This is a genomic window from Streptomyces liliifuscus (assembly GCF_016598615.1).
Taxonomy (GTDB): domain Bacteria; phylum Actinomycetota; class Actinomycetes; order Streptomycetales; family Streptomycetaceae; genus Streptomyces; species Streptomyces liliifuscus.
Map to the genome: position 1 here is coordinate 2,329,668 of NZ_CP066831.1, position 23,883 is coordinate 2,353,550.

Sequence of the window (23,883 nt, forward strand, 5' to 3'; positions counted from 1 at the left end):
GTATGCAATGTACCGCGACGGCATCCACGAACAGTGCGCGCACCACGTCTGAGCTGCACTTCCGCGCGCCCAATCCCCTACGAAGGGACAGGACTTCGCCATGCCCGACGACAACAGCCAGAACCTCATATCCGGTGGGCACCTGGTCGCCAAGGCACTCAAAGCGGAGGGTGTGGAGGTCATCTACACGCTCTGCGGCGGCCACATCATCGACATCTACGACGGCTGCGTCGACGAGGGCATCGAGGTCGTCGACGTACGCCACGAACAGGTCGCCGCCCACGCCGCCGACGGTTACGCGCGCATCACCGGCAAGCCCGGCTGCGCCGTCGTCACCGCCGGTCCCGGCACGACCGACGCCGTGACGGGTGTCGCCAACGCCTTCCGCGCGGAGTCCCCGATGCTGCTGATCGGCGGCCAGGGGGCCCACACCCAGCACAAGATGGGGTCCCTCCAGGACCTGCCGCACGTCGACATGATGACGCCGATCACGAAGTTCGCGGCGACCGTGCCGGACACCGCGCGGGCCGCCGACATGGTGTCCATGGCGTTCCGCGAGTGCTACCACGGGGCGCCCGGCCCGTCCTTCCTGGAGATCCCGCGCGATGTCCTCGACGCAAAGGTGCCGGTCGAGAAGGCCCGGGTCCCCGCCGCCGGCCAGTACCGGGCCTCGACCCGCTCGGCCGGTGACCCCGAGGCCATCGAGAAGCTCGCCGACCTCCTCGTGCACGCCGAGAAGCCCGCGATCCTGCTGGGCAGCCAGGTGTGGACGACCCGGGGCACCGAATCCGCCATCGAGCTCGTACGCGCTCTCAACATCCCCGCGTACATGAACGGCGCCGGGCGCGGCACGCTGCCGCCCGGGGACCCGCACCACTTCCAGCTCTCGCGCCGGTACGCCTTCTCCAACGCCGACGTCATCGTCATCGTCGGTACGCCCTTCGACTTCCGTATGGGCTACGGGAAGCGGCTGTCGCAGGACGCGACCGTCGTGCAGATCGACCTCGACTACCGGACCGTCGGCAAGAACCGGGACATCGACCTCGGGATCGTCGGTGACGCGGGACTCGTCCTGAAGTCGGTCACCGAGGCGGCCTCGGGGCGCATCAACGGGGGCGGGTCGAAGCGCAAGGAGTGGCTCGACGAGTTGCGCGCCGCCGAGCAGACCGCCATCGAGAAGCGGCTGCCCAACCTGAAGTCTGACGCCTCGCCGATCCACCCGTACCGCCTGGTCAGCGAGATCAACGACTTCCTGACCGAGGACTCCATCTACATCGGCGACGGCGGCGACATCGTCACCTTCTCCGGTCAGGTCGTGCAGCCCAAGTCACCCGGGCACTGGATGGACCCGGGACCGCTCGGCACGCTCGGCGTTGGCGTCCCCTTCGTGCTCGCCGCCAAGAAGGCACGGCCCGACAAGGAGGTCGTCGCGCTCTTCGGGGACGGCGCCTTCTCGCTCACCGGCTGGGACTTCGAGACCCTCGTCCGCTACAACCTCCCGTTCGTCGGCATCGTCGGCAACAACTCCTCCATGAACCAGATCCGCTACGGCCAGGCCGCCAAGTACGGCCTGGAGCGCGAGCGGGTCGGCAACACCCTCGGCGACGTCCACTACGACAAGTTCGCCCAGATGCTGGGCGGTTACGGCGAGGAGGTCCGCGACCCCGCCGACATCGCCCCCGCCCTCCAGCGCGCCCGCGAGTCGGGCAAGCCGTCACTGATCAACGTCTGGGTCGACCCGGACGCGTACGCCCCCGGAACCATGAACCAGACGATGTACAAGTGAGGTGGCCCCGATGACAGCGACGATATCGACGGCAGCGACGCCGGCGACCTCGACCAAGGCCCTCGAAGGCATCCGCGTCCTCGACATGACGCACGTCCAGTCCGGTCCCTCCGCCACCCAGCTGCTCGGCTGGCTCGGCGCGGACGTCGTCAAGCTGGAGGCGCCGACCGGGGACATCACGCGCAAGCAGCTGCGCGACCTCCCGGACGTCGACTCCCTCTACTTCACGATGCTCAACTGCAACAAGCGGAGCATCACCCTCAACACCAAGACCGAGCGCGGCAAGGAGATCCTCACCGAGCTGATCCGGCGCTCCGACGTCATGGTCGAGAACTTCGGACCGGGCGCGGTCGACCGCATGGGCTTCACCTGGGACCGCATCCAGGAGATCAATCCGCGGATCGTCTATGCCTCCATCAAGGGGTTCGGGGACGGCCCGTACACCAACTTCAAGGCGTACGAGGTCGTCGCTCAGGCCATGGGCGGGTCGATGTCGACCACCGGCTTCGAGGACGGGCCGCCGCTGGCGACGGGAGCCCAGATCGGTGACTCGGGCACGGGCATCCACGCGGTGGCGGCGATCCTCGCCGCCCTGTTCCAGCGGGAGAACACGGGGCGCGGGCAGCGCGTGAACGTGGCGATGCAGCACGCCGTGCTGAATCTGTGCCGGGTGAAACTGCGGGACCAGCAGCGCCTCGGGCATGGGCCGCTGGCTGAATATCCCAACGACGACTTCGGCGACGAGGTTCCCAGGTCGGGCAACGCGTCCGGCGGCGGCCAGCCCGGCTGGGCGGTCAAGTGCGCGCCGGGCGGCCCCAACGACTACGTGTACGTCATCGTGCAGCCCGTCGGCTGGAAGCCCATCACCGAGCTCATCGGGCGCCCCGAACTCGCGGACGCCCCCGAGTGGGCGACCCCGGAGGCCCGGCTCCCCCAGCTCACCAAGATGTTCCAGCTCATCGAGGAGTGGTCGTCGACGCTCCCCAAGTGGCAGGTGCTCGAGCAGCTCAATGCCCACAACATCCCGTGCGGTCCGATCCTCTCCACCAAGGAGATCATCGAGGACGAGTCGCTGGTGGCCAACGAGATGGTCGTGACGGTGCCGCATCCCGAGCGGGGCGACTTCGTGACCGTGGGCAGCCCGCTGAAGCTCTCCGACTCCCCCGTGGACGTGACCAGTTCGCCGCTGCTCGGCGAGCACAACGAAGAGGTGTACGTCGGCGAGCTCGGTCTCGGCGACGAGGAGCTGCGCCTGCTCAAGTCGAACGGAGTGATCTGATTGATGGCCGAAGACCGGGTGCTGAGGGTGCGTACGCTCCTCGAAGCCGTGCGGGCCGAGGGGCGGACGGCGCTGACCGCGCCCGAGGGCAAGGTGATCGCCGACGCGTACGCGATCGCCGTCCCCGGCGAGGAGCTGGCGACCGACGTCGACGAGGCGGTGTCCTACGCGGCGCGGTTCGGCGGGCCCGTCGTGATGAAGATCGTCTCCCCGGACATCCTCCACAAGACCGACGCCGGCGGTGTGATCGTCGGGGTGGAGGGAGCCGCGGACGTACGCGCCGCCTTCCACAAGATCATCGAGAACGCCCGGACGTACGACTCCAAGGCCCGTATCGAGGGCGTACAGGTGCAGGAACTGCTTCCCAAGGGGCAGGAGGTCATCGTCGGCGCGGTGACCGATCCGACGTTCGGGAAGGTCGTGGCCTTCGGGCTCGGCGGTGTGCTCGTCGAGGTCCTCAAGGACGTCACGTTCCGGCTGGCCCCGGTTGACGCGGACGAGGCGCTGTCGATGCTGGACTCGATCCGGGCCGCGGAGATCCTGCGCGGCGTGCGGGGCGCTCCGGCGGTGGACCGCTGGGCGATCGCCGAGCAGATCCGCCGGGTCTCCGAACTGGTCGCGGACTTCCCGGAGATCGCCGAGGTGGACCTCAACCCGGTGATCGCCACCCCGGAGGGCGCGGTGGCCGCGGACATCCGGGTCATCCTCGCCGAGGAAGTGGCCAAGCCGCGACGGAAGTACACGCGCGACGAGATCCTCACCACCATGCGCCGGCTGATGCAGCCGTCGTCGGTGGCCGTGATCGGGGCCTCCAACGAGCAGGGCAAGATAGGCAATTCGGTCATGCGCAACCTCATCGACGGCGGCTTCTCCGGGGAGATCCACCCGGTGAACCCCAAGGCCGATGACATTCTGGGCCGCAAGGCGTACAAGAGTGTCACGGACGTTCCCGGTGAGGTGGATGTGGCGGTCTTCGCTATTCCCGCCAAGTTCGTGGCCTCGGCCCTGGAGGAGGTGGGACGCAAGGGGATCCCCAACGCTGTCCTGATTCCCTCGGGGTTCGCGGAGACCGGTGAGCACGAGCTCCAGGACGAGATCGTGGCCATCGGCGAGCGCTACGGAGTCCGGCTGCTCGGGCCGAACATCTACGGCTACTACTCGACGTGGCAGGACCTGTGCGCCACGTTCTGCACGCCGTACGACGTCAAGGGCGGAGTCGCGCTCACCTCGCAGTCCGGTGGCATAGGGATGGCCATTCTGGGCTTCGCACGCACTACGAAGACGGGTGTTTCCGCGATCGTGGGGCTCGGAAACAAGTCGGACCTGGACGAGGACGACCTGCTGACCTGGTTCGGCGAGGACCCCAACACCAAGTGCATCGCCATGCACTTGGAGGACCTCAAGGACGGCCGCGCCTTCGTGGAGGCCGCGCGGGCCACCGTCCCCAAGAAGCCGGTGGTCGTCCTGAAGGCGGGCCGTACGGCGGCCGGCGCCAAGGCAGCGGGCTCGCACACGGGCGCCCTCGCGGGCGACGACGCGGTGTACGAGGACATCCTGAAGCAGGCCGGTGTCATCAGGGCGCCCGGTCTGAACGAAATGCTGGAGTACGCGCGCGCGTTGCCGGTGCTGCCGACCCCTCAGGGCGACAACATCGTGATCATCACCGGCGCCGGCGGCAGTGGCGTACTGCTGTCCGACGCGGTGACCGACAACGGCCTCTCCCTGATGGAGATCCCGCCGGACCTGGACGCGTCCTTCCGGAAGTTCATCCCGCCCTTCGGCGCGGCCGGCAATCCGGTGGACATCACGGGCGGCGAGCCGCCGTCGACGTACGAGGCGACGATCCGGCTCGGTCTTGAGGACCCGCGGATCCACTCACTCGTCCTCGGCTACTGGCACACCATCGTGACCCCTCCCATGGTCTTCGCCGAGCTCACCGCGCGCGTGGTGGCCGAATTCAGGGAGCGCGGGATCGAGAAGCCCGTCGTGGCGTCGCTCGCGGGCGACGTCGAGGTCGAGGAGGCCTGCCAGTACCTCTACGAACACGGGGTCGTGGCATACCCGTACACGACCGAGAAGCCGGTGGCAGTGCTCGGCGCGAAGTACCGCTGGGCGCGTGCGGCGGGGCTGTTGTGATGCCACCGGCGTGCGGCGGGGCTGTTGTGACGCGGCGGCGCGCGGTGGGCGCTGTTGGGGGGCGGTTCATGACTTGACCCGGTGAAGGGGCGGGCCGACGGTGCGCGTCGGCCCGCCCCGGGACCCGTGCGCACACGAAAGGAATTGGACAGGGGGCGCTGGCCAGATCTTTCGACGCAAGGGGTGCATTCGCGAAATGACAACCACCGATCTGCCCACGACGGCGGCATACCGAGAGGTGGCCGACGCGAACGGACGCGTCTACCGCATCGGTGAGACCGACCTCGACATCATGGGCCGCAAACGCAAGTGGATGGTCATCCTGCCGTGGGTCGGCATGATGGGAATCAGCTCGGCCGAGTACGCCTTCGCGTCCGCCGAGGACACGCTGCACAGCGCGCACCACTGGACCGACGGTCACATCTTCTGGATGCTCGGCGTGTGGGTGTTCTTCCAGGCCGCGGTGGCCTTCCCCGCGGGCAAGCTCCGTGAGTCCGGCAAACTGCCCGCGCGCTGGGCGATGATGCTGGGCGCGGTCGGCACCCTGCTGGGCTACGTCTCCCTCGCCTTCGCGCCGCATGTGATCGTCGCGTACATCGGATTCGGCATGTTCAGCGGTATGGGCGCCGGCATGGTCTACGCGACCTGCGTGAACATGGTCGGCAAGTGGTATCCGGAGCGCAAGGGCGGCAAGACCGGCTTCGTCAACGGCGGTTTCGCCTACGGCTCGGTGCCCTTCGTGTTCATCTTCACCGGCTTCATGGACACCAGTAACTTCAAGTGGGTCCTGGTGTCCGTCGGTGTCTTCCTGGCCGCGGTGGTGGCCGTGGCCGGCTACTTCTTCCAGGACCCGCCGAAGAACTGGTGGCCCGCCGAGGTCGACCCGCTGAAGAAGCCCGACGACCCTCGGGCACGGCGCGCCATGGAGAAGAACCCGCCCGCCGTGAAGCAGTACACCCCCATGGAGGCTTGGAAGACGGGCCGGGTCGGGCTCATGTGGTTCTGTCTGCTCTGCACCTCGGGCGTGAACATCTTCGGTATCGCCTTCCAGGTGCCGTTCGGCAAGGAGGTCGGCTTCGCGGGCGGGATCGTGGCGACGGCGATGTCCATGAAGGCAATCGTCAACGGCACCGGACGTGGCGTCATCGGCTGGCTCTCCGACCGGTACGGCCGCAAGGAATGCCTGATCTTCGTCTGCATCGTGCTCGGTCTTTCCCAGTACGGAATCCTGTGGTCGGGCAACATCGGAAACCTGCCGCTGTTCCTGCTCTTCTCGTCCATCTCGGGATTCGGCGGCGGCGCGATCTTCCCGATGTTCGCGGCCATGACCGCCGACTACTTCGGTGAGAACAACAACGCGTCGAACTACGGGCTCGTCTACAGCTCCAAGCTGGTGTCCGGCCTGCTCGGCTCCGGCATGGGCGCCGTGGTGGTGGCGAACTGGGACTACGCCGGCGCGTTCATCCTGGCCGGTTCGATCTCCCTGTTCGCCGGCTGCATGGCTCTGTTCCTGCACCCGCCCGGGCGGCCCAAGGGCAAGCGCATCGAACCGAATCCGCAACCGCTCGGTGAGGAGATGGCCTGAACCGGTACGCACACGCATCGAGCCGGTGAGGGGATGCCCCCTCATGAACCCTGCGGCGCGGAACGGTGCCGCGCAGTGTCCGCCGCACACGTCCCCTACGTACTAGAACCCCCACAACCGCTCCCAGGCTTGGAAACGCAGGCGGTCCTCCCCACCACACCACGTGGGGAGGACCGCCTGCCGTGGTCCGTGGTCAGTGACGCCTTGACCGGAGGGCCGCGAGGTTGTCGTAACTGATCTTGGCCTCGCGCAGCGACTGTGCGGGGTCGGTGGCACTGGGCGAGTTGTCGTCCTCGACCATCGGGTTGTGGTAGTTCCGCTCCCCGACCCGTGAGAAGAACGTGGTGTAGTCGATGACGCCTGTTCCGAAGGGCACCATGTCGTAGCCCATGCCGTTGGTGGTGCTCACGACACCGTCCTTGGCGTGGAACAACGGGTAGCGCTTGTTGTTGCGGGCGACGAGCCCCGCCGGGTCGAAGACCTTCTTGCGGGTGGAGCCGTCGTGGGCGGTGTAGGTGTGGAACTTGTACTGGGCCACGTGCGCCCAGAAGATGTCCATCTCCAGCCAGACCAGCTTCGGGTCGGTGGCCTTCAGGAAGTACTCCAACTTGCGGATGCCGGAGCTGCGGGTGGGCCGGCCCTGGGCGTCCAGCGGGCCTCCGTCGAGCAGGAATCCGTAGGCGGAGTCGTGGTTGTGCGTGTACAGCTTGATGCCCTCGCGGCGGGCGATCCTGCCCAGCGCGTTCCACTTGTCGGCCGCCACGTCCCAGTCGGCCGGGTAGGAGCTGCCGGTGGGGTCTCCGCCGGTGCCCATGTGGTCCATGCCGATGATGTTGGCGATCTCCAGGTGCTTCTTGAAGTTGTCCAGATCGGCGCTGGTCAGCGGCCAGGAGGACGGTATGAAGCCGTGGTTGCCCTGGGCGCGCAGGCCGTAGTCGTCGAGCCAGGAGCGCAGCAGCTTGGCGCCCGCGACGGACTCCAGGCTGGCGCCGCCGGGCGCGTTGGCGTGCTGGTTGTAGCCGGCGAACTCCACCTGGCGGTATCCGTGGCGGGCCAGTTGCTTGAACACCTCACGGAAGCCGGAGGGCAGGTCCGAGGCGAGCGGGTCGCGGGCCGTGGCGTCACGGACGGTGTAGAGGATGATGCCGCGCTTGCCCGGCGGAACGAGGACGTGGCCGCGGCCGTGGTCATGGTCGTGGCCTCTGCCCCGGTCCTGCGCCAGGGCGGGTGAGGCGCCCACCACCGGTGCGGCGATGGCCCCGGCGGCGACGGCGGTGCAGGTGCTGAGGAAGCGGCGGCGGTTGACTCCGAGCGCGCGACGCAGGGCGTCGCCGGATCCGGATTCGTCGTTGAACGCGGTCACGGTGTCTCTCTTTCGGGTAGGGGCCCACCGTGTTCGGCAGGGGCCCAGCCATGTTCGCCAGATGTCCGGCTGTGACGTGCGCCGTGCGGTGTGCCGGTTGTCCACAGGCCGAACGCACTGTCAGTGCCGTCTGATTCACTTTCCGTAGTCGCTCGTCCGGTCCTTCCCGGGTTCCGTCACCCGAGGCCGGCCAGGTCGAGCAGCAGAGATTTCACATCGGTGGCCGCGACGCGGTCGCCGACAGCGCGGGGGGTGGAGCAGATGATGAGCGGACCTTCGTCGTCGCTCAGGGGGAGGCGGCCGTGGCTGCCTCGAATAGGTGAGGGATCGAGGGGCACGACCGCCATGCGGTAGCGCATGCCGAGCTTCTTGCGGGCCAGCGCGCCCGCGGCCTTGACCTTGACGTAGGGGTCGAGCGGATCCATGAAGAGCTCGACCGGGTCGTAGCCGGGTTTGCGGTGGATCTCGACGAGCTGCGCGAAATCGGGCGCGCGGGCGTCGTCGAGCCAGTAGTAGTACGTGAACCAGGCGTCCGGCTCCGCGACGGCGACGAGTTCGCCGGAGCGCGGATGGTCGAGGTGGTGGGTCTTCTTGCCCTCGTCGTCGAGGAGTTGCTCGATGCCGGGCAGATCGGCGAGCGCCGCCTTCGTGGCCTCCATGTCCTCGGGGCGGCGTACGTAGACATGGGCGATCTGGTGGTCGGCGACGGCGAAGGCGCGTGAGGCCATCGGGTCGAGGTACTCCATGCCGTCCTGCGTGTGCACTTCGAGGAGTCCGGCGCGGCGCAGTGCGCGGTTGATGTCGACGGGACGGTCCGCGCGGGTGATGCCGTACTCGGACAGGGCGACGACGGTGCGGCCTTCCGCCCGGGCGTCGTCGAGGAGGGGGGCCATGGCCGCGTCCAGGTCGGCGGCCGCTTTGAGGGAGCGCGGGTCGTCGGGGCCGAAGCGCTGCAGGTCGTAGTCGAGATGAGGGAGGTAGCAGAGGGTCAGGTCCGGGTGGCGGGTGCGGATGATGTGCCGGGTGGCGTCGATGATCCAGCGGCTGGAGACGAGGTCGGCGCCTGGACCCCAGAAATGGAAGAGCGGGAACGTGCCGAGTTTCTCGGTGAGTTCGTCGTGCAGGGCCGGGGGCCGGGTGTAGCAGTCGGGTTCCTTGCGGCCGTCGGCGTAGTAGATCGGACGAGGAGTGATGGTGATGTCGGTGTCGGCGCCCATGGCGTACCACCAGCAGATATTGGCGACCGTGTAGCCGGGGTGCGCGCGCCGGGCGGCGTCCCACAGTTTGTCGCCGGACACCAGACCGTTGTGCTGGCGCCACAGCAGTACGTCGCCCAGGTCACGGAAGTACCAGCCGTTGCCGACGATGCCGTGCTCGGACGGGTGGGTGCCGGTGAGGAACGTCGACTGGGCGGCGCAGGTGACGGCGGGCAGGACCGTGCCGAGGGTGGCCTGCGAGCCGGACTGGGCGAGGGTCTTGAGGTGGGGCATGTGGTCGAGGAGACGGGGGGTGAGGCCGACGACGTCGAGGACGAGGAGCGGGGTGGGGGTCGTGGAGCCGTCGGTGCCGACCGGCGCTGCCGGGGTCTCGTGGGTGCTCATGGGAGTTCCTTCAGGCCGAGGTCCGTCAACAGGTCTCGGGCGAGGGTGAGTTCCGCGGCGATGCCGTCGGCGAGCTGGGCGCGGGCGCGGGGGCGCAGCTCGGGCGGGAGGGCCTGCCAGGTGTAGGTCTCGACCTCGAGGTGGCTGGTCAGCGGGTGCGGGCCGCCGACCAGTCGGGTCAGCGTGTCCTGGAGTACGGGCAGCGTGGAGGTGAGGGGCGCGTCGGGGGCCGCGTGCAGCGGGACGTGGAAGTGGGCGCGCCACGGGGATGCGTCGGGCAGTGCCTCCTCGTTGACGGCCTCGCCGAGGTCGTCGGTCCCGCGGAGTCCGGCGGCGGTGAGGGTGCGGGTCTGGTGCAGGAAGCGGGGTTCGTCGAAGGCGGCGAGTGCCTCGCGGACTTCGGGGAGGTGGGGGTTTTCGGCGTGCAGGGCGGCCGAGAGCTGGGACTTGACGACGGGGATGCTGGCCGCGGCCAGCGCGTCCAGGGCGGTGTTCGGATCTTCGAAGGAGGTGGCGAGGTGGCAGGTGTCGACGCAGACACCGATGCGGGGGTGGCCGATCGCGGTGAGCGGGGCGATGGCGTCGGCCGTTGTCTCGACGGTGCAGCCCGGCTCCGGCTCCAGGCCGATGCGGATGGAGCGGCCGGTCAGCTCCTCCAGCGCGTCGAGGCGTTCGGCGAGGGTGGTCAGGGCCGCGTGGGCCTTGGCGGCACGGCCGTCGTCGTACACCGTGCGCCAGGCGAGCGGCAGGGTCGAGATGGTGCCTTCGGTGACGTCGTCGGGGAGGAGGCCGGCGAGCACGCGGGCGAGGGCCGTGGTGTGTTCGAGCCGCTCGGGGTCGGCCCAGTCCGGCTTGTAGACGCGGTACTTGACCTCCTCGGCGCCGAACCCTTCATACGGGAAGCCGTTGAGGGTGACGACTTCGAGGCCGCGGAGGTCGAGTTCGGTGCGCAGCCCGCGCAGGGCGGACGGGTCGCTGACGAGGGCGTGCGCGGCGTCCTTGGCGAGCCACAGGCCGATGCCGAGACGGTCGCGGCCGAGGCGTTTGCGTACGGGTTCGCAGTGGTCGCGGAGCTGGGCGAGGACGCCGTCGAGGGTCTCGGCGGGGTGGACGTTGGTGCAGTAGGCGAGGTGGACGGTGGAGCCGTCGGGGTGGCGGAAGCGCATGGGTCACGCCCCCGTCGTCGTGGCGGCGGCCTCGGGAGTGGTGCCCGGGTCGGTCCCGGGGTCGGTCTTCGGGACGCCGCGGAGGATGGAGTTGCCCTCGTGGGTGGCGTCCGTGCCGGCGACGTCCAGGTCGAGGCGGCCGCTGAGTCCGTAGAAGGCGACGGGGTTGCGCCACAGCACCTGGTCGACGTCGTCCTCGGTGAACCCTGCCTTCAGCAGGGCGTCCGCGACCTTGCGGGTCTTCAGCGGGTCGCTCTTTCCCCAGTCGGCCGCGGAGTTGACCAGCACTTTCTCCGGCCCGTACTCCTGCAGGACCGCGACCATGCGTTCCTCGTCCATCTTGGTGTCCGGATAGACGGAGAAGCCGAGCCAGCAGCCGCCGTCCTTGGCCTCCTTGACCGTGGTCTCGTTGAGGTGGTCGATCAGGACGTGGTCCGGGGGCAGTGCGGACTCCCGGACCACGTCGAGGGTGCGGCGCAGACCGGCCAGCTTGTCGCGGTGAGGCGTGTGGACGAGCGCGGGCAGCTCGTAGGTGGCGGCGAGCTGGAGCTGGGCGGCCAGGGCGGTGTCCTCGGCGGGGGTCATCGAGTCGTAGCCGATCTCGCCGACGGCCACGACGTGGTCCTTGACGAGATACCGGGGCAGTTCGTCGAGGACGGGCACGCAGCGGGGGTCGTTGGCCTCTTTGGGGTTGAGGGCGAGGGTGCAGTGGTGGGCGATGCCGTACTGGGCGGCGCGGAAGGGTTCCCAGCCGAGGAGGGAGTCGAAGTAGTCGAGGAAGGAGGCCACCGAGGTGCGGGGCTGGCCGAGCCAGAAGGCGGGTTCGACGACGGCTCTGACACCGGCCGCGTGCATGGCTTCGTAGTCGTCCGTGGTCCGTGACGTCATGTGGATGTGGGGGTCGAAGATGCGCATCAGGACTCCTTGCCGTCGCTGCCGTGGGGGGCGTCGGTGCCGGGCGGGGTGGCCGGGTGCTCGGTCAGGGCCAGGACGTGGTGCAGGTCCTGGGGTACGGGACGGCCCGCGGCGGTGCGTTCGTCGGCGTAGTCGGCGAGCATGCGGGCGAGTTCCGCGTCGGCGCGGGCGCGGCGGGGCAGGTCGGCCACCGCCTCGACGGGGACACCGGTGAACAGGCACTTGAGTACGGCGTGCCGCCAGTTGTGGGCATCCAGGTGCAGGGCGGCGTACGGGCCGACGGCGGCGGCCACGAGCCGGGTGTCGTTGGTGCGCAGGGCGTCCTCCACGATCGGCAGGCCGTCGGGGCCGCGCACGAGGTGGGGCAGGGCCTGGAGGACGGCGCGGCGTTCGTCGGCGGTGCCCTGGCGGTAGACGCGGGCGAGGGTGGTGGCGTCGGCCCGGGCCGCGTGCAGGAGGAGGACGCGGGCCGCCTCCGCGTGGTCGGGGCCGCAGCGGCGGCCTGCCTCGGCGATCCTCAACTCCCATACGGAGATGGGCCCGTGGGTGCCCGGGTGGGCGGCCGCCTCGTCGAGGGCCTGGTCCAGCCAGGCGCGGGCGGCGCCGTCGAGCCGTCCGTTCAGGCGGGTGTGCAGGGCGGTGAGGGCCGGCGGGGCGACGTCCGTCGGGGTGCCGAGGTCGTCGTGGAGGTCCTTCACGGGGTTCTCCCTTCGGAGGCGGTGGAGCCCTCGCCGGGGATCGGCGGCCGGCCGGCGTCCGGGGGTGTGGAGACGGCGGCCGCGTGGTGGAGGAACGGGAGGGACTGCTGGGCGAGTTGAGGGCCGGCGTGGGAGTGGCGGGGCAGTTCGACGGAGACCAGGCCCTGGTAGCCGACGGCGGCGAGGGCTTCCAGTACAGGAGGGAAGTCGATCTCTCCGTCACCGAAGGGGAGATGTTCATGGACACCGCGCCGCATGTCCTCGATCTGGACATGGCGCAGCCAGGGGGCGGCGGCGCGTACGCAGTCGGCGGGTGAGAGGGGTTCGAGGCACTGGCAGTGGCCGATGTCGAGGGTGAGGCCGAGGGCGTCGGGGCTGCCGAGGGCGGTACGCAGACGGTGGAAGTCGTCGAGAGTGGCGAGGAGGTGACCGGGCTCGGGTTCGACGGCGAGTGGAATTCCGGCGGCGGTGGCGGCGTCGAGGACGGGGGTGAGGGTTTCGGCCAGGCGCTTCCAGGCGGCGTCCTCGGCGGCTTCGCGAGCCACGGCGGCATCCCCTTTGGCGGCCCCCTCGGTGTCCGCTTTGGTGTCTGTTTCCTCGGTCGTGTCCTTCGGGAGGATGCCGCTGAAGCAGTGGACCGCGTGGGCGCCTAGGTCGGTGGCGATCTGGACGGCTCTGACGAGCAGGTCGGCGCGGCGGGCGCGTTGGGCCGGGTCCGGGTCCAGGAGGGACGGGCCGTGCTTGCGCCTCGGGTCGAGTACGTAGCGGGCGCCGGTCTCGATGGTGACGCCCAGGCCGAGCTGGTCCAGTCTGCGGGCCAGTTTGTGGGTGCGGGCCGCGAGGTCGGGGGCGAGCGGGTCCAGGTGCATGTGGTCGAGCGTCAGGCCTACGCCGTCGTAGCCGAGGTCGGCGAGAAGGGAGAGGGCGTCGTCCAGGCGTAGGTCGGTGAGGCCGTTGGTGCCGTAGGAGTAGCGGAGGGGGTGCGCGGTGGAGCGGAGGCTCGGCCGAAGGCTCATGTCATGCTCACCTTCCGGCCGAACCGGCGGGCGGCCGGAGCGAGCGCCGCCGTCAGCAGGGCGGTGACCGGGGCGCCGGAGCGGGCCGCGAGGGCGGCCTGCAGAGGGATCATGGCTCGGATGCCGCCGCCGACGGCCCGTTGGGTGAGCTGGGGTGACGGGTTGAGGGCGGCGTGGAAGAGGGGGCGGGCGGCGGTCGCCGCGTAGACGGCGGCGAGTGCTCCGCGCAGGGACACGAGGCTCGCGGCGGTCGCCGCCGCGCGTCCTGGCTGGCGGTCCGGTACCTGTTTCCAGGCCTGCGCCGGGTGGCGGTCCCGTGCCGGCTGACGGTCTCGTGCCGGGGCGTCGCGGGTGATGGACCAGGCCAGTGCCGCCGTCGTGGCCAAGCCGCTCAAGGGGGCCCAGGGTGAACCGCCCTGGGTCTCGTGGCGGGAGACCGTGGTGACGGCCAGGGTGTGGGTGCCCAGGGCCAGTGCGGAGGGCAGGGCCCTGCGTATGTCGCCGTTGGCGGCCGCCCCGCCGAGCAGGAGGTCCAGGGCGCGGGCCGCGGCCATCGCCACGGGGCCCGCGGATGTGCGCTTGAGGACCAGGTCGTACGACCAGACCGTGGTCGCCAGCGCGCCTGCGACCGCGAGGGGGCGGCGGCCCGCTGTGGACGCCAGGGCCAGGCCCGCCGCCGTCAGGCCACCGGCCGCCGCCAGGGCCGCGGCCGGCCTGATGCGGCCGGAGGGCAGGGGGCGGTGCGGGCGGTCCACGGCGTCCTCCTCGCGGTCGGCCCAGTCGTTGAGGGCCATGCCGGCCTCGTACAGGCAGAGGGAGGAGGCGATGGCCGCCAGGGTTCGGGGGGTCGGGCGCGCCCCGGCCGCGGCGGCGCCGGCGAGCGCGTCGCCGGGGACGGTGAAGAGGGCGGGGAGGCGCAGGAGTTCCACCCAGGCGTTCACGTTCACTCCCTGCCTCGCGGTCCGTGGTGATGTCGTCCTCGCGGCGTCCCGTGGCACCGGGCTCACACCTCGCGCCCCAGGGCCCGCCTGCTGTTCCGCGAGATCCGCCCCCAGCGACACCGGGCTCGTGTGCAACTGGCCCGGGCTGCCATGCAGCTCACTCGGGCTCGTGTGCAGCTCGCTCGGGCTGCCGTACAACTCGCCCGCGCTCGCGTGCAACTCGCTCGGGCCGCCGTGCGGCTGACCTGGGCTGACGTGCAGCTCACTCGGGCTGACGTGCGGCTGACCCGCGCTCGTGTGCACCTGGCCCGGGCTCGCGTGCAGCTCGCTCGGGCTGACGTGCGGCTGCCCCGGGCTTGCGTGCAGTTGGCCCGGGCTGACGTGCAGTTCGCCGCTCGGGCCGCCATTCAGCCCACCCGCGCTCGCGTCCTGCGACACCGGCCCCCCGCTCCCACTCATCGCCGCTCCCCCGAAAGGCCTCGCCGCTCACCTGACGAGGCCACCCGCTCGCCCGACGAGGCCGCCCGGTCGTCCGACGAGCCAAGCCGCTCGCCCGAAGGCAGTTGCGGATCCCCAACGCCCCGCAGCGGACCCCCGGACCCCGTTCCGGCTCCGGCTCCGGCCCCAGCCCCAGCCCCCCGCAACCGCCCCGCGAACCCCACCAGTTCCGCGTACTGCTCGCCCAGGGCCGCGGGCCCCTCCCCCACCGGGTCCTTGAAGTAGAAGCCGAGTTCGGAGAGTGGGCCGGAGAGGCCGGTCTCGTGGGCTCGGGCGACCAGGCGGGCCAGGTCGAGGATCAGTGGGGCCGCGAGGGAGGAGTCGCAGCCCTGCCAGGTCGTCTGGAGGACCATCCGGGTGCCGAGGAAGCCGTCGAAGGCGATGTGGTCCCAGGCGGTCTTCCAGTCGCCGAGGGACGGCACGTCGTCGATGTGGGTCTCGCCCTCGGGAACCCCGCCGAGGGTGTCGGCCAGGACGCGTTCCTTGCCCGCGTTCTTCGCGGCCGCGGCCCCGGGATCGGCGAGGGCCGCGCCGTCACCGCCGCCCAGCAGGTTCGTACCGGACCAGGCGCGGACCGCCAGCGCGCGCTGCGCGAACATCGGGCCGAGGACCGACCGCAGCAGGGTCTGACCGGTCTTGCCGTCCCGGCCCGCGTACGGCAGCCCGGACGCCGAGGCGGCCGACGCCAGTGCCGGGTGGTGCAGACCCATGGACGGGGTGAAGTTGACGTACGGGCAGCCCGCCCGCAGCGCGGCCGCCGCGTACAGGGAGCTGGCCGGGAGCTGCGCGCCGGTGGGCACGGGTTCCGTGGACGCCACGTTGACCACGACCGTACGGTCAAGACCGCATCGGTTCGTGAAGTCGCGGATGTCGGAGGCCAGGGCCTCGACCAGTTCGTCCTCGTCGCGCGTCTCACCGGACAGCGGGCCACCGAGCCTGATCTCCCGGTCGGCGGCGGCGAGTTCGGCGGTGACGGCGGCCGGAAGTCCGGGCGGCAGCACGCCCCCGGCGGCGAGCGCCTCCGCCCGCTTGGGCAGGGGGCAGTCCACCATGTCGTGACCGCCGAAGACGAGGGACGACAGCGGGGGCAGTCCGCAGTCGGCGAACGCGGGGGTCTCGGTGACCATGCCTGTCGGTGGGTGCAGCCCCGCGGTCACCGCGGCGCAGCCCGTGACGGCCGTGGTGGCGACAGAGCCACGCGCTCCGATCAGCCACACTCCCACCCGGGACGGGGAGACGGAGGATTCGGCGGACATGGGCAGCCTCCTTGTCGTACGTGCGGTCGTTCGCAAGCCGGAAACACTTGCCGGAAACGCTTGCCGGAAACGGCAGCCGGAAAATCAGCTGCCGCAGAGCGGACACATGGAACAGATGGAGGGACAAGACGGCGGGCGGAGGTCCGGCGTCCCCCGCCCGCCGCCGCTCAATCGCCCTGCGCGCCGGATCGCGCCGGCAGTTCCTTGATCCGGATGTCCCGGAAGGACACCTGGTCCTCGGCTCCGTGGTTCTGGATGCCGACGTGACCGTCACGCAGGCTGCGCGCCGGATCGGTGTTGGTGAAATCGTTGATCTTCACGCCGTTGAGCCAGACGCGGAGTCGTTCGCCCTCCACGCGGATCTCGTACGTGTTCCACTCCCCCGGCGGGTTCAGCGCACGGTCGCGCTGCCTGATGTCGGCGGACTGGAAGCTGTACACGGCCCCGGTGGTGCGGTCGGGGGCGTCGGACGCGTCGATCTGGATCTCGTAGCCGTTGTTGACGGCCGACCAGGGGTCGTCGGAGGCCGGGAAGCCCACGAACACACCGGAGTTGTCGTCCCCGGAGGCACTCGCCATCTTCCAGTCGAGCTTCAGCGAGTACGAGCCGAGGCCGCGGTCCGCGTACCAGAGCATGCCCAGGCCGCCGGACGACGTGAGTGCGCCGTCGTCCGAGAGCGAGAACGAGCCCGGTCCCGCCTGCTTCCAGTCCGCCAGTGACTCGGCGGTCCCGTCGAAGAGGGGTGAATACCCCTTCTCCGGGCGGCAGTCGGCCTCCGCGGCGCCGACGGCCCACCGGATGCCGCCCAGCAGGTGCTGCCGGAAGGCGGGATCGGCGTACGACTCCTTGGTGTGACCGCTGCCGGTGTAGAAGGCGCGGCCGCCCCGGTACTCCTGGCACCAGGCGATCGGATGGTCGCCGCTCATCGTGCCGCCGCTGTACGACGACTCGTCGAGCGAGGCCAGGATGTGGGCCCGGTCCCGGGGATTGGAACGGTAGTTGTACCACTCGTCCGTGCGGTTCCAGGACTCCCCGAGGTGCGAAGTGGCCGGGTGTGCCCGGTCCTCGACCTCGATCCGCGCGGGCTGGATCGCCGGGTGCGACTGGAAGTAGGCGCCGGCGAGGCCGCCATAGAACTCCCAGTCGTACTCGGTGTCGGCGGCCGCGTGGATGCCCACGTAACCCCCGCCGCGCTTGATGTAGCCCTCGAAGGCCCGCTGTTGGGCGTTGTTGAGGACGTCCCCGGTCGTGGAGAGGAACACGACGGCGTCGTACCGGCCGAGGTTGCGCGAGGAGAAGGCTCCCGCATCCTCGGTGGCGTCCACCCTGAACCCGTTCGCGGCGCCGAGGCTCTTCACCGCGGCGACCCCTTCGGGGATCGAGTCGTGCCGGAACCCGGCGGTCTTGGAGAACACCAGCACCCGCTCACCCGCCGAGGGCTTCTTCGACGCGGCCGCTCCGGAGGACCCCGACGAGCCGGAGGGTCCCTTCGACGCGGCCGGGCCCGACACACACCCGATGAGCAGGGCTGCGCCCATGACGGCGGTCACTGTTCGGCCAGTTGCTCGCATGGCGCACCTTCCTCAGCGGGTTGTGAAGGTGAAGTCGTCCACGTCGTACAGGGCTCCGGTCCCGCTCCCCTTGAAGACGAGGTAGAGCGTGGTGGTGCCGCGCGGCGCCTTCGTCAGATTGGCGGTGACATCCTGGAAGTTCTCCCAGCCGCCGGTCACCGGCACGGTCGCGGTGCCGAGGAGGCGGCCGGTCGGCGAGCCCGCGCGTACCTCCAGCTTTCCGCCGGTACCGCCGGAGGAGATGCGTGCCGTGATCTTCGTGGCGTTGCTCAGGACGTACGGCTCGAAGGAGATCCAGTCGCGGTTGTTGATGTCACCGACGGTCCTTCCGCCGTGTGCGGTGGCCTTCGTCTGGATCGTGACGCCCTCCGACTTGCCGTAGTGCTCGGCCTGCCGGTGCCTGGGCTGGACGACGTTCTGGTCGTGCGTGGTGAGGGCCTCCTGGCCGCCGCCTCCGTTGTCGGTGTACTCCGCGTCGAAGACACCGAAGATGTTGGCGTCCTCGTCGTGGCCGCCGTCGGCGCTGGTCTGGATGGTGCCGGAGCAGCCGTTTGCGGTGGTCAGCGGGTGGCCGTGGCTGTCGTGGCCGAGGACGAAGCTGACCTTCACCTTGGCGCAGTCGATGGACCTGCCGTCCTCGGGGTCGGTCACCTTGACCTTGAAGGGCACGGCGTCACCGAAGCTGAACAGCTGCCCGTCCTCGGGGAGTTGGAGGGTCACCTTCGGCGCGGTGTTGCCGACGACGATCCGTACGCTCGCGCTGCCGGTCCGCCCGGTGGCGTCCTTCGCGGTCAGCGTCGCCGTGTAGGTGCCGTTCTTCTTGTACGTGTACGTCGGGTTCGCCGAGGTCGACGTGCCGCCGTCGCCGAAGTCCCAGCTGTACGTGAGGGCGTCACCGTCGGCGTCCGCGGTGCCGGCCGAGGAGAACTTGACCTTCAGCTTCGCCTGTCCCGAGGTGCGGTCGGCCGCGGCCTGCGCCACGGGCGAGTGGCCGTCGGTCGCGTTCTCGATCCGGTACAGGGCCGAGTTCTCGTCACCGCCGAACCACGCGAGGCCGTAGTCGAGAACGTACAGCGCGCCGTCCGGGCCGAAGGCCATGTCCATGATCTGGGTGCCGGTCCACGGCACGTTGTTGATGGACTGCACGGTGCCGCTGTCGTCCGAGGCGATCCGCTTGATCCAGCGGCGGCCGAACTCGCCGGCGAAGAAGTCCCCGTCGTACGCCTCCGGGAACTTGACCGGGGAGTCGAGCGAGGCGTCGTAGTCGTAGACCGGGCCGCCCATCGGGGACTCGGAGCCGCTGCCGAACTCGGGCACGGATCCGCCGTCGTAGGGGATCCACGCGGTCTGGGCCGGGGGCAGGTCCGTCAAGCCCGTGTTGTTGGGCGAGGTGTTCTTGGGTGCGGAGCAGTCGAAGGAGGCCCCCGACGCGCCCGTGCCGAAGTCGTAGTCCACATAGGCGTCGTTGTTGCCCGTGCAGTAGGGCCAGCCGAAGTTGCCGGGCTCGGTGACGCGGGCGAACTCGACCTGGCCGGCCGGGCCGCGCGCGGGATCGGCGGCGCCGGCGTCCGGGCCGTAGTCGCCGACGTAGAGGATGCCGGTCTTCTTGTCGACGCTGAAGCGGAACGGGTTGCGGAAGCCCATCGCGTAGATCTCGGGCTTCGTCTTGTCCGTGCCCGGTGCGAAGAGGTTGCCTTCGGGGACCGTGTACGAACCGTCGGCGTTCACCTTGATGCGCAGGATCTTGCCGCGCAGGTCGTTGGTGTTGCCGGAGGTGCGCTGCGCGTCGAAGACGGGGTTGCGGTTGGCGCGCTCGTCGATGGGCGAGTAGCCGTCCGACTGGAACGGGTTGGAGTCGTCACCGGTCGACAGGTAGAGGTTCCCGGCCGCGTCGAAGTCGATGTCCCCGCCCACGTGGCAGCAGATGCCGCGGGTCGCCGGGACGTCGAGGATCTTCTTCTCGCTGGCGTTGTCGAGGGTGCCGTCCGCCTTCAGGACGAAGCGCGAGAGCCGGTTGGCGCCGTCGAAGGGCGCGAAGTCGGCCGCGGTGCCCGTCTCGGGGGCATCGCCCGCCGGGGTGTCGAGCGGCGGGGCGTAGTAGAGGTAGATGAAGCGGTTGTCGGCGAAGCCGGGGTCGATGCCGACGCCCTGCAGGCCTTCCTCGTCGTGCGAGTAGACGGCGAGCTTGCCCGCCAGCTTGGTGTTGCCGGCGCTGTCGGTGATCCGCAGTTCGCCGTCGCGCGAGGTGTGCAGGACCGAGCGGTCCGGGAGGACGGCCAGCGACATGGGCTCGCCGACCTCGGGCTCGCCCTTGGCGAGCGTGACCTGCTGGAAGTCCTCGGCGGCCGCGGGCGCGGCCGGCGCGGCGGCCGGGTCGGCGACGGCGGCGCCCGCCGGCGGCGCGGCCAGAGTGAGTGAGGCACCCGCGAGGAGCGCACCGGTGAACAGGGCGAGCGCCTTGCGCAGTCGGATTCTCGGGCGTCGTCTGTGGCTCTCGGTTCTGGTGGTGCGTATGTGGTCGTTCCCGTGCACTGAATGCCTCCAGAGTGGGGCTGGTTGTACATGCGGGTGCGATGCGCCGGGGTGCGCCGCCACCCCGGAACGAACTCTGTGAGGGGGGTGGCTAGTCGTTGCCGCCGAACGCCGCGTCGAAGGACGCCGTCGGAGGTTCGAAGTCGTACGCCTTCAGCCGGGTGAGTGCCTCGGGTGCGCCCTGGAGGCGGTCCATGCCCGCGTCCTCCCACTCGACCGAGATGGGGCCCTTGTAGTCGATGGAGCGCAGCATCCGGAACACGTCCTCCCAGGGCACGTCGCCGTGGCCCGCGGACACGAAGTCCCAGCCGCGGCGCGGGTCGCCCCACGGCAGGTGGGAGCCGAGCCGTCCGTTGCGGCCGTCGAGGCGCTTACGGGCCTCCTTGCAGTCCACGTGGTAGATCCGGTCGCGGAAGTCCCACAGGAAGCCGACCGGGTCGAGGTCCTGCCAGACGAAGTGCGAGGGGTCGAAGTTCAGCCCGAAGGCCGGCCGGTGGTCAACGGCCTCCAGCGCGCGCTGGGTCGTCCAGTAGTCGTACGCGATCTCGCTGGGGTGGACCTCGTGCGCGAACCTCACTCCCTCGTTGTCGAAGACGTCGAGGATGGGGTTCCAGCGCATGGCGAAGTCCTCGTAGCCGCGCTCGATCATCGACTCGGGGGCCGGCGGGAACATCGCGACCAGGTGCCAGATCGCGGAGCCGGTGAAGCCGATGACGGTGTCGACGCCGAAGGCCGCCGCGGCGCGCGCGGTGTCGGCGATCTCGGCCGCCGCGCGCTGCCGTACGCCCTCGGCCTCGCCGTCGCCCCAGATGCGGGAGGGCAGGATCGCCTGGTGGCGTTCGTCGATGATGGCGTCGCAGACGGCCTGGCCGACCAGGTGGTTGGAGATGGCCCAGCACTTGAGGCCGTACTTGTCGAGCAGTTCCCTGCGCGAGTCGAGGTAGGTGGAGTCCGCGAGCGCCTTGTCGACCTCGAAGTGGTCGCCCCAGCAGGCGAGTTCGAGTCCCTCGTAGCCGAAGTCGCGGGCGAGCCGGCAGACCTCTTCGAGCGGCAGGTCGGCCCACTGGCCGGTGAACAGCGTGAAGTTGCGCGGCATGGACTGGCCTTCCTCAACTCGCGATGGGGGTGTAGACGGAGTTCTTCTCGGCGCTCTCCTCGACCGCCGCGAGCACACGCTGCACCTGCAGCCCGTCGGCGAAGGAGGGCAGCGGCTGCCCGCCGTCCGCGATCGCGTGCACGAGGTCGCGGGCCTGGTGGGTGAAGGTGTGCTCGTAGCCGAGGCCGTGGCCCGGCGGCCACCAGGCCTCCAGGTAGGGGTGGTCGGGTTCGGTGACGAGGATGCGGCGGAAACCGGCGTGGGTGCCGGGCTCCGTGCCGTCGTGGTAGGAGAGCTCGTTGAGGCGTTCCAGGTCGAAGGCCAACGAGCCGTTCTCGCCGTTGAGTTCGATGCGCAGGGAGTTCTTGCGGCCGGTGGCGAACCGGGTGGCCTCGAAGGACGCGAGGGCGCCGGAGGCGAACCGTCCGGTGAACAGGGCGGCGTCGTCGACCGTGACGGCCCCGAGTTCGCTGCCCCCGGCCGCCGAGAGGCCGCTGGAGGATCCGGACAGCAGCGGCCGCTCCCGTACGAAGGTCTCGGTGAGGGCGGACACTCCCACGACCGGCTCGCCCGCCAGGTACTGGGCGAGGTCGACGATGTGCGCCCCGAGGTCGCCGAGCGCTCCCGAGCCCGCCGTCTCCTTGCGCAGCCGCCAGGTGAGCGGGAACTCCCGGTCCACCAGCCAGTCCTGAAGGTAGGTCACCCGGACGTGCCGCAGGGTGCCGAGGCGCCCCTCGGCGACCATCTTCCGGGCGAGTGAAGTGGCGGGCACCCGGCGGTAGTTGAAGCCGACCATCGCCACCTGGCCGCGCTCGGCGGCGGCCTGGGCGGCCTCGGCCATCGCCTCGGCCTCCTCGACCGTGTTGGCGAGGGGTTTCTCGCACAGCACGTGCTTGCCCGCGGCGAGCGCGGCGACGGCGATCTCGGCGTGGCTGTCGCCGGGGGTGCAGATGTCGACGAGGTCGACGTCCTCGCGGGAGATCAGTGCCCGCCAGTCGGTCTCGGCGGCCGCCCAGCCGAGCCGGTCGGCCGCCGCTCGTACGGCTCCTGCGTCACGGCCGCAGACAGCGGCGAGGACCGGTCGGCGTGGCAGGTCGAAGACACGGCCCACGGTGCGCCAGCCCTGTGAGTGGGCGGCGCCCATGAACGCGTATCCGACCATGCCCACGCCCAGGGGCGGCCTTCCGGCCGCTGCCCCGGCCTGTGCCTCGTCGGGCTGCTGCGGCTGTCCCATGCGGAGGTCCTCCTCTTCGTGGTGGCGCGGTGGGGGGTGTCGTGCGACAGCGCTCCGCGGGGTGCGCGGGTGATCTGCGGGTCCGTTGTGGCTGGTCGCGCAGTTCCCCGCGCCCCCGGAGGGCGCCCCCGACGGGGCGCCCCTGGCGGGGCACGGCCTACTTGAAGCCGGTGGGCAGGTACTGCTTGACGTTGGCCTTGTCGACCACCGCCGAGTAGAGGGTCAGGGACGCCGGGATCTCGAACTCGGCGAGGCCGCCGATGCCCTTGCTCTGGCCCAGCGCGCGGGCGAGGTCGATCGCGGACGCGGCCATGGTGGGCGGGTAGAGGACGGTGGCCTTGAGGACGCTGTTGTCCGACTCGATGGCCTGCATGGCGGACAGGGCGCCCGCGCCGCCGACCATCAGGAAGTCGTCGCGTCCGGCCTGCTCGATGGCGCGCAGGGCGCCGACTCCCTGGTCGTCGTCGTGGTTCCACAGGGCGTCGAAGTTCGACTGGGCCTGCAGGAGCTGGGACATCTTGGCCTGTCCTGACTCGACGGTGAACTCGGCGGCCTGGCGGGCGACCTTCTTGATGTTCGGGTAGTTCTTGAGAGCCGCGTCGAAGCCCTGCGTGCGCTGCTTCGTCAGCTCCAGGTTGTCGAGGCCCGCGAGCTCGATGACCCGGGCGCCCTTCTTGTCCTTGAGCTTCTCGCCGATGTAGTGGCCGGCGTTGAGGCCCATGCCGTAGTTGTCGCCGCCTATCCAGCAGCGGTACGCCTGCGGGGAGTTGAAGATCCGGTCGAGGTTGACGACCGGGATGCCGGCACGCATGGCCTGGAGGCCGACCTGGGTGAGCGCCTTGCCGTCGGCGGGCAGCACCACCAGGACGTCGACCTTCTTGTTGATCAGCGTCTCGATCTGACCGATCTGCTGGGCGGTGTCGTTGGAGCCCTCGGTGATCTCCAGCGTCACGTCCTTGTACTTCTTGGCGCGGCTCTTGGCGTTGTCGTTGATCGCGTTGAGCCAGCCGTGGTCGGCCTGCGGGCCGGCGAAGCCGATGGTGACCTGCTTGCCGGGCTTGTCGTCGGCGGCGGGCTGGTCGTTGGAGGCCGGCTCGTCGTCGGATTCATTGCTGGTGCAACCGGCGAGGAGGACACCGGCCGAGACGGCGGCGGTGCCGAAGAGCAGTCCTCTGCGGCTCGTGATCTCTGGCATGGCGGTGAACCCTTT

General features: G+C 70.2%; 17 protein-coding genes. 4 read left to right on the forward strand and 13 right to left on the reverse strand.

Annotated features, from left to right (window positions below):
* The first annotated feature begins 100 nt into the window (after window positions 1-100).
* The 4 genes from JEQ17_RS09950 to JEQ17_RS09965 all read left to right on the forward strand — a co-directional run bounded on the left by JEQ17_RS09950 (window position 101) and on the right by JEQ17_RS09965 (window position 6,786).
* Window positions 101-1,786: a thiamine pyrophosphate-binding protein gene (locus JEQ17_RS09950; protein ID WP_200394895.1), complete on the forward strand. Its 1,686-nt coding sequence runs from the start codon at window positions 101-103 to the stop codon at window positions 1,784-1,786.
* A gap of 10 nt (window positions 1,787-1,796) precedes the next feature.
* Window positions 1,797-3,065, forward strand: coding sequence for a formyl-CoA transferase (gene frc / locus JEQ17_RS09955; RefSeq protein ID WP_200394896.1), 1,269 nt, complete (start codon window positions 1,797-1,799; stop codon window positions 3,063-3,065).
* A gap of 3 nt (window positions 3,066-3,068) precedes the next feature.
* A complete protein-coding gene (locus JEQ17_RS09960; RefSeq protein WP_200394897.1) occupies window positions 3,069-5,201 on the forward strand; it encodes an acetate--CoA ligase family protein in 2,133 nt (710 codons plus the stop codon).
* Window positions 5,202-5,397: 196 nt separating this feature from the next.
* The gene (locus JEQ17_RS09965; protein WP_200394898.1) at window positions 5,398-6,786 is read left to right on the forward strand and encodes an OFA family MFS transporter; all 1,389 of its coding nucleotides are present in this window, start codon (window positions 5,398-5,400) and stop codon (window positions 6,784-6,786) included.
* A 193-nt stretch (window positions 6,787-6,979) separates the two neighbouring features.
* Here JEQ17_RS09965 and JEQ17_RS09970 read toward each other — a convergent pair whose 3' ends face one another.
* The 13 genes from JEQ17_RS09970 to JEQ17_RS10030 form a co-directional block, all read right to left on the reverse strand.
* On the reverse strand, window positions 6,980-8,149 hold the full coding sequence (locus tag JEQ17_RS09970; RefSeq protein ID WP_200394899.1) for a sugar phosphate isomerase/epimerase family protein: 1,170 nt from the start codon (window positions 8,147-8,149) through the stop codon (window positions 6,980-6,982).
* Window positions 8,150-8,325: 176 nt separating this feature from the next.
* A complete protein-coding gene (locus JEQ17_RS09975) occupies window positions 8,326-9,750 on the reverse strand; it encodes a nucleotide pyrophosphatase/phosphodiesterase family protein (RefSeq protein WP_200394900.1) in 1,425 nt (474 codons plus the stop codon).
* Window positions 9,747-10,916 carry a metabolite traffic protein EboE gene (gene eboE / locus JEQ17_RS09980; RefSeq protein WP_200394901.1) on the reverse strand — a complete coding sequence of 390 codons (1,170 nt, stop codon included), beginning with the start codon at window positions 10,914-10,916 and terminating at the stop codon, window positions 9,747-9,749. The genes JEQ17_RS09975 and eboE overlap by 4 nt, the downstream gene beginning before the upstream one ends.
* A 3-nt stretch (window positions 10,917-10,919) precedes the next feature.
* On the reverse strand, window positions 10,920-11,831 hold the full coding sequence (locus JEQ17_RS09985; protein ID WP_200394902.1) for a TatD family hydrolase: 912 nt from the start codon (window positions 11,829-11,831) through the stop codon (window positions 10,920-10,922).
* Window positions 11,831-12,529: an EboA domain-containing protein gene (locus JEQ17_RS09990; RefSeq protein ID WP_200394903.1), complete on the reverse strand. Its 699-nt coding sequence runs from the start codon at window positions 12,527-12,529 to the stop codon at window positions 11,831-11,833. The genes JEQ17_RS09985 and JEQ17_RS09990 overlap by 1 nt, the downstream gene beginning before the upstream one ends.
* Window positions 12,526-13,545, reverse strand: a complete 1,020-nt coding sequence (locus JEQ17_RS09995; RefSeq protein ID WP_200394904.1) for a sugar phosphate isomerase/epimerase family protein — start codon at window positions 13,543-13,545, stop codon at window positions 12,526-12,528. Before JEQ17_RS09995 ends, JEQ17_RS09990 begins: the two co-directional genes overlap by 4 nt.
* Window positions 13,542-14,543, reverse strand: a complete 1,002-nt coding sequence (locus tag JEQ17_RS10000) for an SCO3242 family prenyltransferase (RefSeq protein ID WP_407700145.1) — start codon at window positions 14,541-14,543, stop codon at window positions 13,542-13,544. Before JEQ17_RS10000 ends, JEQ17_RS09995 begins: the two co-directional genes overlap by 4 nt.
* Window positions 14,544-14,941: 398 nt before the next feature.
* Window positions 14,942-16,240, reverse strand: coding sequence for an inositol-3-phosphate synthase (locus tag JEQ17_RS10005; protein WP_200394906.1), 1,299 nt, complete (start codon window positions 16,238-16,240; stop codon window positions 14,942-14,944).
* Between the two features lie 167 nt (window positions 16,241-16,407).
* Window positions 16,408-17,811, reverse strand: a complete 1,404-nt coding sequence (locus JEQ17_RS10010) for a ThuA domain-containing protein (RefSeq protein WP_200394907.1) — start codon at window positions 17,809-17,811, stop codon at window positions 16,408-16,410.
* Between the two features lie 12 nt (window positions 17,812-17,823).
* On the reverse strand, window positions 17,824-20,343 hold the full coding sequence (locus JEQ17_RS10015) for a PQQ-dependent sugar dehydrogenase (RefSeq protein ID WP_200394908.1): 2,520 nt from the start codon (window positions 20,341-20,343) through the stop codon (window positions 17,824-17,826).
* Window positions 20,344-20,434: 91 nt separating this feature from the next.
* Window positions 20,435-21,439 carry a sugar phosphate isomerase/epimerase family protein gene (locus tag JEQ17_RS10020; RefSeq protein ID WP_200394909.1) on the reverse strand — a complete coding sequence of 335 codons (1,005 nt, stop codon included), beginning with the start codon at window positions 21,437-21,439 and terminating at the stop codon, window positions 20,435-20,437.
* A 13-nt stretch (window positions 21,440-21,452) separates the two neighbouring features.
* Window positions 21,453-22,673: a Gfo/Idh/MocA family protein gene (locus tag JEQ17_RS10025; RefSeq protein ID WP_200394910.1), complete on the reverse strand. Its 1,221-nt coding sequence runs from the start codon at window positions 22,671-22,673 to the stop codon at window positions 21,453-21,455.
* Window positions 22,674-22,830: 157 nt separating this feature from the next.
* Window positions 22,831-23,868 (reverse strand): substrate-binding domain-containing protein, encoded by a 1,038-nt coding sequence (locus tag JEQ17_RS10030; protein WP_200394911.1) that lies wholly within the window; start codon window positions 23,866-23,868, stop codon window positions 22,831-22,833.
* Window positions 23,869-23,883 lie beyond the last annotated feature (15 nt).